At 51.5% G+C, this 17,818-nt stretch carries 4 protein-coding genes; all 4 read right to left on the bottom strand.

The genetic code is table 11. The features are described from left to right. Positions 1-4 precede the first annotated feature (4 nt). Genes AC0YNV_RS07865 through AC0YNV_RS07850 form a run of 4 tightly spaced genes read right to left on the bottom strand, consistent with a single transcriptional unit; the run spans position 5 to position 17,790 of the window. Entirely contained in the window at positions 5-3,163 is a 3,159-nt protein-coding gene (locus tag AC0YNV_RS07865) for a cyclic peptide export ABC transporter (protein ID WP_475767206.1), read from the bottom strand. Positions 3,164-3,199: 36 nt separating this feature from the next. After that, positions 3,200-7,735 carry an amino acid adenylation domain-containing protein gene (locus AC0YNV_RS07860; protein ID WP_475767205.1) on the bottom strand — a complete coding sequence of 1,512 codons (4,536 nt, stop codon included), beginning with the start codon at positions 7,733-7,735 and terminating at the stop codon, positions 3,200-3,202. Positions 7,736-7,744: 9 nt separating this feature from the next. Then, positions 7,745-11,995, bottom strand: a complete 4,251-nt coding sequence (locus tag AC0YNV_RS07855) for a beta-ketoacyl synthase N-terminal-like domain-containing protein (protein WP_475767203.1) — start codon at positions 11,993-11,995, stop codon at positions 7,745-7,747. After that, positions 11,992-17,790, bottom strand: coding sequence for an amino acid adenylation domain-containing protein (locus AC0YNV_RS07850; RefSeq protein WP_475767201.1), 5,799 nt, complete (start codon positions 17,788-17,790; stop codon positions 11,992-11,994). Before AC0YNV_RS07850 ends, AC0YNV_RS07855 begins: the two co-directional genes overlap by 4 nt. Positions 17,791-17,818 lie beyond the last annotated feature (28 nt).

Below are 17,818 nucleotides of genomic sequence, written 5' to 3'. Positions count from 1 at the left end.
CCTCCTATCTCGCTTGTGCAGCAGAACCTGCAAGAGTATGGTTCATTTGTTGTTCTTCTACGATTTCTCCTCTTTCCATCTTGATCAGCTTGTCTGCCATATGAAAATACCGGTCGTCGTGGGTAATGGCAATGACGCACTTCCCTTTGGATTTGAACTGCGGTAATAATTCCGTATAGAAGAATTGTCTGAACTCCGGATCCTGGTCGGCCGCCCACTCGTCAAACAGGCAGATCGGCTTGTCCTCCAGATAGTTGATCAATAGTGCCAGTCGCTTTCTTTGACCTGTCGAAAGCTTCGTCGTACTGAACTCCCCGTCTTGAATTTGCAGCTTCTCATCGATGCGCAGCAGTTTCAAATAGGTATCGATCTCGTCCTCTTTGGACGCGCAATCGATGCCGTATATTTTGGTGAACAGGTAGTAGTCGCTGAAGATGGCAGAGTAGAGTTCGCCCAATTCCTCCTGGCCGATGACTTGGTTGTTGACGAATATTTCACCCTTCTCGCACGCGTACAGCCCTGTAATCAGTTTCGCAAGCGTTGATTTGCCGCTTCCGTTCCCTCCCGTAATAAAAACGATCTCGCCGGAATGAAATTTGCAGTCGATCGGTCCGACCCGAAAGGACTCGCCATTCTCGCCGCGGTATTCGTATTCCACGTCCTTCAGTTCAATTTGCAAGCCGCCGGATTGCACAACCTCTCCTTCTGTCATCTCCTTGCCGGCTTCAATCTCCGTCAAATGCGCGATAAACGCTTTGATCCGCTTCCAGCTAATCCGCAGCTGTACGGCATGCGGAATCGCATTAAGAATGCTGTTGACAGGCCCTGTCATGTAGAGGAATACGAACACATAGTTTCGCAGAGAATGGCTCTGCACCTGCTCGAACAGAATGGGAAACAAGAACGTGACCGCCCCGATCACGAGCGTGAACAACAATTCGCCGATTATAAAGACATTGGCGAACTTCAGCCCGCCCCGGATCCGCTTGTCCTTGTAATCGCCGATGCTTTCCTGCATATCCGCTCTGAAATGCTCCCGTTTTGCCGATCCCAGCCTGAGTTCCTTATAGCCTCCGGTAAGATCGTTGATATATCGGAAGAAGGTATTCTGAATGTTTCTCGTTTGCTCCCACAGCTTATTGGCCGACCTTCCTGCCACATAATATAAGCCTGCCGCAACGAGCATGACGGCAATGGAAATCAGCAGTCCGTAGACATTCAGAATTCCCAGATAGACCAGGCAGCACAGCAGCGTTATCGAATCCGTCAGTCCGGTAATGAGAGTAGCCGCGTGGTTGCTGATGGCTTCTGTATCATTATTTAACGTGGTTTGAATCTTTTCGCTCTCGAGCCGCTCGATTTTCTCATAGGGGGTATTCAAAATTTTGTCCAGCAGCTCGATCCTTTTATCAGCGATCAAATTATTCGTAAGCGTGATGAGCCTGGTCCGCACGAACTTCTGTCCCATCACGTAAATGACAATACCCAGTGCAAAATATAAAAACAGTCCGCTTCCGGATTGCCCCGTCCGGTTTAACGCTTCATTGACGATGAAGATGATCATCGCATTGCCGAAGCCGCTTGCGATGCTCAACAGGATGAGGGGGAAAAAATTCCTGTCCCTGCGTTCCGGAAAAACGGATACCAGCGTCAGGTATACGCAGAAAAGGATGATGGCGGACATGACCGCGCCAATCGCAATAATCAGACTCGCAGGCGCCCACACCTTGACGAAATCCCAGGAAAGCCCGGAAAATAATACGTCGGGAATTTGATATAGACAATACCCCGATACCAGGATAAATGCGAGCGAAGCCAGCGGAATCCCTATACGCCTGGCTGCATGCTTCTCCAGCCTTCTTTTTTTCTTGTAAATCCGGGCTGCGGACAGAACAATAAAATACAGTGTAACAACTATCAGCGGGAGCATCAGCAGGATGACGAAAAAAGCAAAGACGTCGAGGCTTTTATACATATCCTGCGCGTTGTCCGCCGGTTTCTTTCCTTGAAGGATGTCCATGATGCCTTGACCCATGACGCTTGTATAAGACGAGTTCAAGTTAGCCAGTACGGCAACGCCCAGACCCTCATGGGGACGAAATACAAGGAAGGAGGAAAAGTTCGGATTGCTTCCGTCATGGGAGATTTCACCTTCCCCGCTCTGGTATACCTCCCATCCCCCCGCATAGGACGAACCGTCCGAAGAGGGCGCAACAGAGCGGTTCGGCTCATGCGTTCTTAGAACCGTGTCCTGGTCGGCCTGTTCCAGCGTGGAGGTGCCCATCTGGATCCTCAGCCACTTTTCCATATCCTCCGCATTGGAGATGAAATATCCGGCCGGTGTATTGCCGCGGTACATCGGAGCATCATACTGGACAGGTCTCAAGAATCCCAGCTTGTAGCCCTCTGCCATGCCTTGCTGGGCGGCCTCCTGCCTGAACAGATACGTATGATCAAGCCCAAAAGGCTTCAGGATATGGCTGTCCGCATATTGTTCAAACGATTGGTCCGTCACTTCCTGAATGATCAGGCCCAAAATATCATAATTAATCGTCGCGTATTCAAACTGTTCCCCCGGATAGGACGCAAGAGGGCGATTCAGCAGCGTTCTCACCGTTTGTTCAAGCGCATCTTCATCGTCCGTCACGGGAATGTCCTTAATCGTCTCGAACGGGATTCCGCTGCTGTGGTGCAGCAGCTGTTCCAACGTGATATCGACCGCACTGTCGATGAGCTGCCCATCGTGCTCGCCCTTATACTTCATTTGGAACCAGGGCAAATATGTGCTGACCGGTTCATTCAAATCGATGACGCCTTCTCCGGCAAGCTGATAGGCAGCCAGAGCCGTAAACGCCTTGCTGTTTGATCCAATTTCGAACAAGGTTTGTTCGGTTACGGACTGCTTCGTCTCCCGATTGGAATAGCCGAAGCTTTTTTTATAAACAGGCTGATCGTCCTTGACGACGACGACCGACAAGCCGGGAATTTTCCCCTCTTTTTTTTGCTTCTGAATCCATGAGTCCAGCTGGCGTTCATAGCCGTCCGGCAATTCCGCTGCCGCGCTTTCATTCGCCGCGGCAGCGGCGGCGGGTCCGGCTATGGTTGGAACCAGCAGGAATACGACAAGGATCATCCATATGGATCTTGTTTGCATTTTCGGCATGGTCCTCTCCACTTCGAGAATCGGTTCGGCATGATTTCAATCGTTAAAAAGATGTTCGAGCTCGTCGCTCGAGAGGTCTGTCGTTTCAAAATCGGCAGGCGTAAATTCGCTGTGGTCCCTGCCGCTGCAATGATCGATGACCTCTCTCAACCGATCCATATAGGAGCGGGCAAATCGCTCTGCCGTCTCCGGTCTAAACTTGCTGCGGCTGTAGGTTATCGAAAGCTTCAGCCTGTTATTCACCGAATAAGCGACGATATCCAGCAGACAAGACATTTCATTGCGGCCGCTGCATTCTCTGCCGGCAGGCTCCTCCGCATATTCGAATATTCCGCTCGTAAATGAAGCGTTAAAATCGCCCAAATAATTAAACCGCACATTTTTCCCCGGACCGCCATCCAATTCGCCGGTTATATATTTCAAGACACCATGACAAAGTCCATTGTTCGGGATTCCCCGCATTTGATCCTTCAACAGCTTGATTTGCGATGACAGACCCGTATGCGGGACTGCCAGTCTGACCGGATATAAACTCGTAAACCAGCCTACCGTTCTCGATATGTCGATATGGTCCGCGATCTCCTCGCGGCCATGCCTCTCGATTTCAACCAACACGTCGCCGGTTTTCGTATAATCCCTCATCACCAGCGCCAACGCGATGAGCATCAATTCATCGCCTTTTGTCCTGTAGGCGTCATTTGCCTTGAACAGCAGCCGTTGTGTTTCATCCTCCGTCAACCGGTATTCTACCGTTTCGCAGCATTCCATGGCATCCGCACCCAGGTCAAAATCGCTCCACGTTTCCGTGCCGGTTTCATAAACCTGCTGATTCCAGAAAGGCAGGCTTCTTCTCGCAGGACCCCGGCCAAACTGCTCCAATTGCGTTGCCCAGTTCTGAACCGAACATGTTTTTGGCGGAAGTGCGGCAATCTTGTTATGCAGCAATTGTTCGTACACATGGCTCATATCCTCGAAGATAATTCTCCAGGATATCCCGTCGACAGCCAGATGATGAGCGCTCATGAGCAGCCTGGTATCCTGACCGCCAAGATGGAAAATGCAAGCCTTGATCAAAACTCCATTTTCAATGTCAAAGCTTGCTTTCAGCTTCTCCCCGATCCCCGAGATTTGAGCAGGCTGTTCGGAAACCGGACATTCCGACAAATCGATTATCCGGATTTCGCATTGTCCCAAGAGAAGGGAATCGTTATAGCTCAGCTCCCCCGTCCGGGAATCATAGTTGATTCTGAAGGCATCGTGATGGCGGATGATCGTATTCAGCGCCGTTTCCAGTTTATCGGGATACAGCTCGCCTTTAAACTTTAGCAGCACCGATTGTGTGTAATGGTTCATGTCCGGCAACCGCTGCGAGAAAAGCCATGATGTCGAAGGAAGCGGCTTGATCACGCCTTCGCAAGGGCTGTCTTCTCCGGCCGCCCCTCGCCCAATGTTTTCCACATATAATGCCATATCTGAGATTACGGGGTGAGCCAATATATCCTTTACTTTGATTCTGTACCCCCCGCTCCCCAGCCTCGAGGCGATCTGGATCGCTTTGATGGAATCCCCGCCCAAATAATAGAAATTATCCTTCAGGCTCGCATCTTCTGCATTCAGAACATGTCCGATGGTATCGACCAGCAACCGTTCCATCCCGTTTGCTGCTTCGCGGGCGGCCGGCTCGTTCCTTGCTGGTGCCGGCTCAGGTAAAGCAGCTTTATCGACCTTCCCGTTGATCGTCAAAGGGATGGCGTCTAACGCCATAAAATAGGCGGGAATCATATATTCCGGCAAATATTCTTTCAGGAAATTCGCCAGCCCCGGTGCGGGAATCTCTTCTTGCCCGGTGTAATAGGCGCAGAGATACCGGCCGCCGTTCCGGTCCTCGCGGTCCATGGCAACGGCTTCTTTTACGCCTGGATGATGGGTCATACCATGTTCGATCTCGCCCGGTTCGATGCGGTGTCCGCGTATTTTCACTTGACTGTCCGTTCTTCCCGCGTATTCGATCCTGCCTCCGTCCATAAATCTGGCCAAGTCGCCTGTTTTATACATCCGCTTTCCCTGAACGAAAGGATTATCGATAAATCTCTCTTTCGTCAGCTCCGGCCTGTTCAGGTAACCCCGTGCAACTCCGTCTCCGGAAATGTACAGCTCTCCGGTTTCACCGTCCGGCACCGGATTGAGCTCCGGATCCAATATATATATTTTCATATTTTGGGCCGGGATGCCGATCGGAACCGAGATTCCTTGATCCTTCCCGGCATCGAACCGGTGGATCATACATCCCACGACCGTCTCCGTCGGACCGTATTCGTTGTAGATCATGATATGACTGCCGAAACGGTCGAGAATGCTGCTTGCGAGGCTTGTCTTTAAATCTTCGCCTCCGACGATAAAGGTTCGGATCGAACCCGTCCCGGAGACGGTATCCTTTAATAGGGAGAGATGGGAGGGTGTCAGTTTTACAATGGTTGCTATAGCTTCCCGGACTATTTTATAGAGCACATACTCATTGTCATCGGCGGGATAAATGGCAATCTGGCCGCCTCCGATGAGCGGCGTGAATATCGAGGTGACCGTCAGATCGAAAGTCAAGGAAGAATAGAGTGCGAACACGTCAGTCTCTCCCGAAACCGCATATACCCGCTTTGCCCAACAGATATAATTCACCAGTCCCCGATGCTCGATCATCGCGCCTTTCGGCAATCCGGTGGAACCTGATGTGTATATGATATAGACCAGATCGGACGGCTCGCTAAGGTCCCCAAGATCGGAGGCCTCCCCTGTATACAGGCTTGCCGAATTCAGCTGAATGACTTCCCCTTCGAAACGGGAAAGGTTCGATGTATGAAGCATCTCATCATCGGTCAACAGGATGGAAGTCCCCGAATCCTGCAGCATATAATGAATCCGGTCTGGCGGCAAATCGGGATCGACAGGCAAATAAGCGCCTCCCGCTTTGAGAATTGCGAGAATTCCGATGATCGTTTCCATCGAGTGTTTCGTTGACAGCCCGACGATGACACCTCTTTTTACGCCTCTTCCCAGAAGAAATCTTGCCAATTGATTCGATTTTTCATTTAATCCCCGATAGGTTAAGGTTTGATTATTCAGACGGAGCGCGATCCGATCCGGCGTCTTTGCCGCCTGTTCCGCGAACAGCCGGTGAATCGTCTTCTCTTTCGGATAATCGAATTCGGTAGCGTTGAATTCGTATATCCGTCTATTCCAATCATCTTCAGCTACAAGGTTGAACCCGCTTAGCTTTCGGTCGGGAAACTGTACGACTTGATCGGCCAGATGGAGCAGACTATGGTATGTCTGCCGGATCCTTTCTTCCGTATAATCCTGCAGCTTATAGTCCATATCCAGCTGGAGTTCCCCCGAGCCGGACCATTCCCGGATGATCAGCTGGAACGAATACAGCTGTTCCCCGCTGTAAAATTCTTCATTTTCGATTGGAATGCCGTCAAGGTCGTTCATCAGTCGGGTGTTATAATAATTGACAGAGGAATGGAATAAAGGGCCGTAGCCCTTCTTGTTCAATTCCAAATCCTGCACCAGGAGATCGAACGGATACCTCTGGTGATAATAGCATTGCGTCAACTCGCGGTTCATGTCCCCGATTAATTGACTTGCCGGCACTTCCGCATCCATACGAAAGCGAAACGGCATCGTGCTCGTAAACATTCCCACGATGCTCTTCTCTTTTTTACCCGCCCGATTCAGCAGCGGCAGCCCAACAACGATGTCATCCTGCCGGGACAGCTTATGAAGATAGATGAGATACAAGGCGACGAAGAAGGTGTACAGCGAAATATTATGATCGGCGGCGAATTGTTTGATACGTTCGGTTTGCCCGCTTCGCAGCGAAAATGTTTTGCGGTTTCCTGCGCCCCATTCCAAACCGGCATTTTCTGCCGGCTCCGGCAGCGCCGAGAATTTGTCGTTCCAGAATTTCCTGTTTTTCAGCAGCCGCGCGCTCGCCAAATACGTTTGCTCCTGTTCGATGTAAGAGAGATAGGAATTTCCGTTTCGGCTGGCTGCCTCCTCGCCTTTTAAGAGCCTTGAATAAGTGCCGCAAATCTGTTCGGTCAGAAGATTCATCGACCACCCGTCCGCAACCAGATGATGCGCCTTGACGAAATAACCGTTGTCGCGATCTCCCAATTTCAATAAAGCGAAATAAAACAAGGCGTTATCGTAGATCGGCATGTGCGCCGACGCTTCCTGACGAACCCAGGCGGTAAATGGTTCTTCCGGATTCGGGTGTGCACTGAAATCGAAATAGTCGATAGGAAAACTTGAATCATCGCTTATATATTGCCGGACATCACCCTCCGACTCCGTAAGACGAAGCCGGATGCCCTCATTCGTTTTTACAAACGTGCGGATCGCTTCCTCCAGTAACGCGAAATCCGCCTTTCCTTTTATTCTTACTGTGCCGCCGATATTATGCATCGATTGGCCAGGGTTGATATTTTCCATGTACCATATTCTTTTTTGAGGATGTGTAAGATTAAAATATTCCGTACGATGCAAGATGTCTTTGCTTGTCAACTGCCGCACCTCCGAATCCTACAGGAATTTCACCTGCCGGCAGTAATCTACCATACGGCCGGCAAGCTGCTCGTTCATCTCTTTCCATACAAAACCCGTTCTTTCTAACAGCGCGGCCGTCTTGTCGCTCCTGACATGGAATAAAGTGTGATCGGCCGGACTGTCAAGCTCTCCCCAATCATCTCCAATGCTGTGCAACTGGATGTTATAGATAGGGGATGAATGCCCGCGGACCTGATTTTCATCATAGACGTAGTCCAGAAACCGTTCGATCGACGCCTGTTCCACGCCGAGTGCCAAACCTGGCATCGTCAGCAGCTCCGACATGCTGACAGGGCTCGGATTGTAAATATGATGGGTCTCATTCTTCAGCTCCATTCGGTCGAACAAGCTCACGATTGCCCGGCTTACGTCATCCACGCATGAAAAATCCGTATCCCTCTCCATTTCCGGAATCAACCCGATCGTGACATAGGATTGGATTAAGGAATATAAAGCGTTTTGTGCGATGTTTTCCTGGAACTTGCCGGACCTGGAGTCGAATACGATGTTGCCGACACGGAAAATAGTAACGTCGACTCCTTTTTGTCTTGCTTCCATCAATCTTTTCTCTGCTATGAGCTTCGTTTTCGAGTATGGACTCGTCATGGCTTGTCCGACATCGCAATCGAATTCGGTAAACAGGATGTCTTTCTGATGTTCAACCCTGCCGGAAGCGACGGCCATCGTCGAGATATGGTTAAAATCCTTGATCCGTCCCGTGAGCGAAAACTCGATTAAGTTATCCGTAGCCACAATGTTGGCCTCATATGATTCGTCGTATTTGCCGTAATGGCTGACATTGGCCGCGGAATGAATAATGCATGGAATGAGTCCGCAAAGATCCCGGTACCCGCTGTCATCCATTCCCAGATTCTTCTTCGTTAAATCACCGTTATATACGAAAATTCTCCGGTTCCATTCCTCATAAAAGTCCGGTCCGAAATAAAAGCCGAGCTTTTCTTTGATCCGTTTCTCGGCTTCCTCCCGGCTCCCGCTTCTTATGATAAGATGCATATTGCTGTTCGAGTGCCTTAATAATTCATAGAGCAAATAGATTCCCAGGTATCCCGTGCTTCCCGTCAACAAAATATCCTTGTATTCCACCCTGAGGGTAAGGCTCGTTTCGTTATATCCCCTGCTTCTCTCCTCGTATAGACGGCGTTTTGCTTCCCATTCATTGCCCGCATCCGCGGGCGAAAGATATCTTTCTCTCCGCGCCAGCAAGTACCGCTTCAATTCGTCCTTCGATAGGAAAGGGTCTTCTGTCTTGAGCTCGATATGCTGTGCCAGATCGGACGCCCGCGGATATTCAAACAGTTGACGGATGGATATCCGAAGGTCCTTCTGCAGTCTGGATACAACGTTGACGGCAGACAGCGAGCTGCCTCCCAGCTCGAAGAAATCGTCATAAAGGGTTATATTCTTTACGCCTGTAACTTCCTTATAGGCTTCAATAATGAGCTGTTCCTTATCTGTCATTGGCGTCCCGTCTTTTGCTGCCAGCTGCCCGTTACTGCCCCTGACCGCATCCCCGCCGACCCGGCCCGTCGTATCCCGATTGTCGGCTCCGCTTCCGGCTTGGCCGGCGCGAATGCTGTAATACTGGCGATCAAACGCATACGTGGGCAGCGGGACGCGGAATCTTCTCTCTCTTGCGTAATAGCTCTGCCAATCGATGTGAGCGCCATGAATATGCAGCCTACCGATTCCGCGAAGCAAGAATTCGTCGTCCGGCACATTATCATTGGAAGACTTTACCGTGTTCACGATCATATTCCGTGCTGCCGATTCTTCGTCAAGTTGCTGTCTGACGAATGCGCTTAATGTCTTGCCAGGCCCAACCTCGACAAAGATACTGTCCGCATCCGCCAATAATTGTCCCACACCCTCGGAAAATCGGATGGTGCCGCGCAAATGCTTCACCCAATACCGGGGGTCCGCCGCTTCCTGGGCGGTTATCCACTTTCCCGTGACATTTGAAATATAAGGAATCTGCGGCTCGCCAAAGACGGCTTCCCTGGCTTTCTCTTCAAAGGCGCTTAGAACCGGGTCCATCATTGATGAATGAAAGGCATGGGAAGTCTGCAGCCTCTTATGACGGAGACCCTCCCGGTCCAGTTCTGCTTCCAGATCATTCAATTCTTCATATGAACCCGAAACGACACACTGTGACGGACCGTTTAAAACGGCAATGGACAGACCGGGGCCAAGCAGCGGCAGCAGCCTGTCTGACGTCGCCATCACGCTCAACATGCCGCCCGCCGGCAGCCGCTGCATAAGGTCGGCGCGTGCCGAAACCAGTGCCAGGGCATGCTCGAGCGACAGCACTCCGGATAAACAAGCGGCCACATATTCGCCCAGACTATGTCCGATCATGCCGTCCGGGCGGATCCCCCAATTCATCAGCATCCTGGCCAGCGCATATTCAAAAATAAATATTGCAGGTTGAGTATAGGATGTTTGATGAATCCTCTCGTTAGTTCCCTCCCCGATAAGTGCCGGATACAAGATTTCCTTCATATCATATCCCCTTATCCTGGCCAGGATATGACAGCATTGGTCTACCTCTTCGCGAAATCCTTGTTCTTCTCTATACAGCTCCAATCCCATATTGATATATTGGGAGCCTTGTCCTGGGAACATGAAGATGACCGGCTTGACGGAGCCGGACACCTTCGCCGTCTGTACTTTGGCAGAATGCGCTGAAGACAGCTCCCGCTTGGCCTCGACTGCATCCGCCGCCGCCAGCACCCTGCGGTACTTCAGCTGTTTTCTGCCGATCAGAAGCGTATAGGCCGCATCGGCCAAATCAATGTCTTCGTTCTGGTCCAAATAATCGGCCAGCCTGCGGGTCTGTTCATCAAGGGACTTCATGGTTTGCGCGGAGAGGGACAGAAGCTGGACCCTTCTGCCGCTGTCCGGGCTGCCTCTGTCCGGAGCTTCTTCGAGCACCAGATGGGCATTGGTTCCGCCGATTCCGAACGAACTAACCCCGGCTCTTAAAGGAAAATCCGAATGCTTCCATTCAGCCGGATGGGTGTTGACATAGAACGGGCTTCGTTCAAAATCGATTTTGTCGTTCGGCTGTCCGAAATTAATGCTCGGCGGAATCAGCCGGTGCTTCAGGGAAAGCGCTGTCTTGATGAAACCGGCCACGCCCGCAGCATTATCGAGATGTCCGATGTTCGCTTTAACTGATCCGATGCCGCAGTAGCCCCGCTTGCCGGTATTAAATGCCAGCTTCAGGCCTTCGATTTCAATCGGATCGCCGAGTACGGTCCCGGTCCCGTGCGCCTCCACATAGGAGATGCTTTCCGGTTCGACTTCCGCCATGAGCAGAGCGGACCTGATCGCATCGGCCTGTCCCTCTATGCTCGGCGCGGTAAAGCTGACTTTATCGCGTCCGTCATTGTTGACCGCCGACCCCTTTACGACCGCGTAAATATAGTCTCCGCTCTCTATGGCATCCTGCAGCCTTTTCAGGACCACCATGCCCGCTCCGCTGCCATTCACCGTTCCTTTGGCATTGGCGTCGAACGGTCTGCAGTGTCCGTCGGGTGACAGAATCATGCCCTCCTGATACCAATAGCCTCGTTTCTCCGGCAGTGTGATGGATACGCCTCCGGCCAGAGCGATATCGCATTCGCCGCCCAGAAGACCCTGACAGGCTAGATGAATGGCAACCAATGAAGATGAACATGCCGTTTGAACCGTATAGCTTGGGCCCTTCAAATTCAGCTGATGCGATAATCTCGTGCTGAAAAATTGCGATCCGTTCAATAAGTTAGCTTCTCTCATAAAGTCGGGCGCTTGTTGAAACACATCGTTCATCCAATATAAGTTTGTTGACCCTCCGATATAGACGCCCGTTAATCCGTTCCCATGCTCCCCGCAGCAGCCGGCTTTCTCAAGCGCTTCCCAGGCACATTCATGCAGCACTTTAAGCTGGGGGTCCATCACTTCCGATTCCCGGGGGGAGTAGTGGAACAAGTGGGTGTCAAACCATTCCGAATCACGGATCACGCCCCCGGCTTTGACATAGCCGGGACTACGGAGCGTCTCCGGGTCGACGCCCGCTTCCTGCAGCTCCTCATTCGTGAAGAAAGAGATCGCTTCCGTTCCGTTCTTGATCGTATCCCAGAAGCTGCGGATATCGTTTCCGCCCGGAACCCGGCATGCCATTCCGACAACCGCGATCTCAAGCCCGTTTGTCGTATGGTTGTTCATAATTTCCCACCCTCTTTTTTTCTCTGCATTCTTTGCTTTAACCGGTTCTTCGATTCCTCCCTGACTTGATCCCGATCCGGGCCGCTTCCTTCCCGCACGCCTTCGTCTGCTGTCGTCCCCAAGCGCCTTGCTAATGCATGGATAGAGGAATAACGGAACAGTTCAACTACCGGCAGGTCGACGTTCAGCCGTTCCTTCAGGAGGACATGCGCCTCGATAATATTCAGGGAATTTCCGCCAAGCTCGAAGAAATGGTCGTGGACTCCAACCCGGTCCGTTCCGAGCACCTGCTTCCATATCTCCGCTATCGCCTGCTCAAGACCGCTTGAAGGCTCCGCATAAGCGGTTCCCGAAAGCATATAGGTTTCATCTTCTCTTTCCTGCAGGGCCTTGATATCGATTTTACCGCTGGTCGTTGCAGGCAGCTGCGCAAGCTGCACGAATCGCTCGGGAATCATATACCCGGACAAATGCAATCCCAGGTATTCCCTTAATTCCGTTGTGGTTACAGCGTCTTCCGCGACCACATACGCGCACAGGTAGGCTTCGCCGGACAGATTCATTTTTGCCGCGACAACCGCATCCTTAACGCTGCCATGATTCAGGAGATGATGGTTGATTTCGCCCGGCTCAATCCGGATTCCCTTGATTTTGACCTGATGGTCAAGTCTTCCCATATATTCGATGCCGCCGTCCGGAAGCCATCTGACCAAATCTCCCGTCTTGTACATGCTCGCGCCATCCAGGAACGGGTCGGGGACAAACCGTTCGCGGGTCAGGTCCGGTCTGTTCAAATACCCTCTTCCCACTCCAGCACCGGAGATGTACAGCTCTCCCGCCACCCCCAGCGGCACCGGGCGAAGGTCGCGGTCCAGAATATACGTTCTGTAATTATCTAAAGGCCGGCCGATCGGCAGGCTCGCACCTGCCTCGCTGCCGTCGCAGATATGGTAAGTCGTATAGATTGTTGCTTCGGTCGGCCCGTACAGATTCACGATCTGATCGGCATGGACGGCGCTTCGCACTTCGTCATACAGATTTCTGCTGAACACTTCACCCGCCAGCATGACGTAACGGAACCGGTGATTAACGATATCGCGTCTGTTGTTCAGAAGAACTTTCATATGGGCGGGTACGGCGCACAGAACGTTAATTTGATGCTTCGCCATGTAGCTCCAGAGACGTCCGGGCTCAGCAGCCGTTTCTTCGCCGGGGATATACAGCTGTCCGCCGGAAAGAAGCGGCAGCAGCATCTGCTGCACCGACACATCGAAGGTGAACTTGGCCAGAAACAGATGACGGCATTCCCGGTCGAACTTCAGCCGGCCGGTGAATCCCGCAAGCTGATTCGTCACGTTCTGGTGCTCGATCATGACGCCCTTCGGCTTCCCTGTCGTGCCGGATGTATAGATCACATAAGCCAGATCGCCGGGAAGATTGACGTTCTCCGGGCAGGATGCTTCTACCTGGCTTAAAGATTCGTCATCCAGCGCGATCTGATCAAGCTTCAAAAGCTCCTGAAGAGGGCGCTGCGTCACGATCAATGAACAACGGCTGTCCTCCAGCATATAGCGGATCCTGTTCACCGGGAAACCGGGATCAATCGGCAGATAAGCGCCCCCGGACTTCAGTACCCCCAGTACGCTTATGACCATTTCGGCAGATGGCTCCGCAATGATTCCGACAATGTCGTTTCGTTTCACTCCCTTGTTTCTTAGAACGCGGGCAAGCCGGTTAGCCTGCTCATCCAGTTCGGCATATGTCAGCTGCCTGTCCTTATACACGATAGCCGTCTCCGTTGGAGTGTCCCGCACCTGCCGCTCGATTAATTCATGTACCGTCTTTTCGTACGGGAATTCAGTCTGCGTATTGTTGAAGCCTTCAAGCAGGAGCCGCTCATCCTGGTCGGACAGGATGCGGATATCCTGCAATCGGACATCGCGGTTTTGAGCGATTTCCTCAAGCAAACGGATGAAATGGCCGGCTATCCTTGCAATTGTTTCTTCCGCAAACAGATCCGTGCGGTATTTAAATCTGAAATCAAGGGTGCTCCTCTTCTCAAGGGCCCGAATGGAAAGATCGATCTGGGCCGAACGCTCCTCAACCGGATATTCCCGGAAGGACAATCCGGCAGTATCCATGGCCGCGCGATCATCGCTTTCCTGCGCAAAAATCACATCGTATAAAGGATTTCTTCCCGTGTTCCTTGGAACTCCCAGTTTATCCACCAGCACTTCAAAGGGATATTGTTCATTCTCGAAGGCCTTCAGCGTATTCTCCTTGACTTCGCCCAGAAGAGCGTTGAACGTCTTTTTCCCGCATGGAAAGTTTCTCATGACAACCGTGTTCACGAACATGCCAACGATCCGTTCCAGACCCGGATGGGACCTCCCTGCCGTCGGCGAGCCGATTATAATGTCCTCTTGCCCGGTGTATTTGAACAACAGCGCGTTAACGGCAGACAACAGCAGCATATATAAGGTTGCCCCGCTCTCTGCGGCCACCGCTCTTAAGCTCGCGGTCAATTCTGCGTTAGCGAGGACGCTTACGCTGCCGCCCTCGAACCGCATGACAGGCTGCCGCGGATAATCCGTATTCAGTTGAAGCTCGGGAGCACCATCCTTGAACAGATTCAGCCAATACGCCTCTTGCCTTCTCCTGTCATCGGCCGCATTCTGCTCAGCCTGCCATACCGAATAGTCTTTGTATTGCAGCTCGAGCTCGCTCTGGCTCATCCCTGAGTACAGTTCGGAGAATTCCTGCATCAAGATATCCATCGACGCGCCGTCGAAGACAATGTGATGGATATCGGTCAGCAGCAGGTGCCTGTTGTCTCCAACCTTCATGAGCTTGACTCTGAACAACGGCTCCTTTTCCAGATCGAAGGGCTTCACAAAATCATTGACTGCACGCTGAAGCCCAATTTCTTCCGCTTCTTCGAAATCCAGCGTGAAGGTAATGTCGGGTCGGATCGTCTGCACAAGCTCGCCGTCCTTGAATATGAAGGAGGTTCGCAGCGATTCATGCCGGCGGATAAGACGTCCGAGCGTATCCTCCAGCTTCCGCCGGTTGAGATCGCCCTCGATCATATTCACAGAGGTCATATTATAGGCGAGCGAACTCCGATCCAGCTGCCACAAGATGAACAGACGCTTCTGCTGCGAAGGAACGGGATAAGTCCCGGTTGTTTCCACAGGCCGAATGGCCGGATATTGCCCCCCTTGCAAGCTCTCCGCGTGTTTGGTAAACGCTCTTATGTTGGGATGACGGAACAAGCCGCTTATTTGCAAGCTGGTTTCCAGCTCCCTGTTGATCTTCAGCACGATGGCAGCAGCTTTTAGCGAATGGCCTCCCAGTTCAAAGAAATCATCATGGATCCCAACTCTCGCCACACCCAGAACCTCTTCCCATATGCCTGCAAACAATCGTTCCATATTGCTTTCCGGTGCGGCATAAGGGGAGCTTGCGGCTGTATCCGGATCCGGTGCGGGCAGGGCTTTCCGATCGATTTTCCCATTGTTGTTGAGAGGCATTTTGCCGAGCTGCGTGAAATATGCGGGTATCATGAAATCGGGGAGCTTCTGGGCAACATAGCTTCTTAATTCTGCAACCGGCAGCTTCAGGCGGGAAACGAAATAGGCGCACAGCACATCCATGCCTGCAGAATCTTTCATAGACACTGCTATGGCCTCTTCCACGCCGGGATGCTGCAGAAGGCAATGTTCGACTTCGCCAAGCTCGACACGGAAGCCTCTGATCTTGGTCTGAAAGTCTTTGCGGCCGAGAAATTCAAGCGTGCCGTCCTGCATCCATCTTGCGAGGTCTCCGGTTTTATAAATCTTTTTACCCGGATAGAACGGACATTCCACGAACTTCTCGTTCGTCAGATTCGGCGCGTTATAATAGCCGAGGGACAGACCGTCTCCGCTGATGCACAACTCGCCGGCAACACCAATCGGCTGCAGGTTCGTATCCTCATCCACGATGTATATTTCGGTATTGGGCAGCGGTTTGCCGAGCGGAACAATTTCCAATTGCTCCATATTCAGGCGGTTAAACTTGAAGGAGGCCGCGATATCCGTACACTCGGTAGGACCATAGGTGTTGATGACATCGGAGCGGCATTCGGGTGATTGGAGCCATGGCTTCAGCTTCTTCAGATTAATAGGCTCGCCGCCCACGATCACATGCTTCAAAGGGCTTAATTTGCGGTATTCGTTGTTCTCGTTGTAATCGATCAAAGGGTAAAGGGCACTCGGCGAACAATTGATAACCGTAATCCGTTCACGGGCGATCACATCCGACATCTCGTTATAGTCGTACATCCCTGCGGTGAACAGGTGCAGCCGCCCGCCCACCAATAAAGGAGCGAACAAATTTTTATGCGCCGTATCGAAGCTGAGCGGTGCGATCAGCATCAGGTCGTCAGCATCGCTAAGCTTCAGTTCGCATATATACCAATTCAGCAAATTAACGAATGAACGCCGTTTCACCATTACCCCTTTGGGCACGCCTGTGGTTCCCGACGTGAACAGAACGTACATCATGCCCTCCGGGTCATACGTCAATCCCGGATTATCCATAGCCTCCGGCACGCTGCTCGCCAAGGCGCTCCCGATATCGACGATTTTCATCTCCGGATCAGAAATATTTACTTCAAGATTGCCGTTTACCAGAATAATGCCGGCCTGCGAATTGTTCAGCAGAGACCTGATCCGTTCCTCCGGCAAGCCCGGGTCAATCGGCAAATACGCTCCCCCGGTTTTTAAAATCCCCATCATTCCTACGGGCATCTCAAGCGATCGATCCACCATGATCCCGACAACGCTGCCTTCCCCGATCCCATGTCCAATCAATAGATGGGCGATTTGATTCGCTTTGGCGTTGAGTTCCCTGTAGGTCAGCTTTCGGTTCTGATAAACGACTGCTGTTTGATGCGGGCTTCTCTCCACCTGCTCTTCAAACCAGTCAACTACGGTTTTGTCCTTTGGATAAGGGGCAGCCGTTTCGTTAAACTCGTATAATAGACGGCTCCTCTCTTCATCCGGAATTCCGATCTCGGACAATAGGATGTCAGGGTTATCCAGAACGGTTCTGAAGAAGTGAGTGAAATGATTCGCAATACCGCGAATGGTCTCCTGCGTAATGCCGCCTGTCTTAAACGATACACGGCAATGAATGTGCTCTCCCGCCAAGTTGAACTGAAACGTCGTATCGGCGGCGGATTGACCGGCGGAAGCATTATTTTGAATATTTTCCAGTAAGACGACCGTTCGCGGCTTCGGCAGATCTCCGGCAGGCGTTTCCAGATGCAGAAGCTTTGCCAGCTTGGGGTAGGAAATTTTCTGGTGCTTGCCCGCATCCGAGATGGTTTGTTTTACCTCGAACAGAAGATCCTTGAACGTCATGCGGCTATCCATCACATTTCGTATAATCAAATGGTTATCCTGAAAAGCCGGCCCGGACTTCGTCCTGAACACCGGAATCCCGACAACAATATCTTTATTTCCCGAATGTATGGATAGCAAATATTGAATTCCGCACAGCAAAATGATGAAAACACCGTATTCCGACCCCTTGCTCACGGCCGTAATTCTCCGGGAAATTTCATCTGGAAGTTTAAACGTAAAGATCTCTGTATTCTGAATTTCCGCACGCACCATCTTGTGATCAACCGCAAAACTGCTCATGCTCAAATCGGGTGACAATTTGCCGAGCCAATAGATTTCTTCTTCCGTTAATCGATCTGTATCGTTATTATGTCTGCTGTCTGCGGGAATGTTTGGGGTATGCATTATAAACCTCCTGATCAGTACAATAGTT

This window comes from Paenibacillus sp. JT31N11 (assembly GCF_056269285.1).
Note: the sequence above shows the minus strand (reverse complement) of the source record. Positions and strands in the feature narration are given on the sequence as shown.

Coding starts and splice junctions, on each gene's coding strand:
- AC0YNV_RS07865 (WP_475767206.1), bottom strand. CDS start 3,163: ATGCCGAAAATGCAAACAAGATCCATATGGATGATCCTTGTCGTATTC.
- AC0YNV_RS07855 (WP_475767203.1), bottom strand. CDS start 11,995: ATGAACAACCATACGACAAACGGGCTTGAGATCGCGGTTGTCGGAATG.
- AC0YNV_RS07850 (WP_475767201.1), bottom strand. CDS start 17,790: ATGCATACCCCAAACATTCCCGCAGACAGCAGACATAATAACGATACA.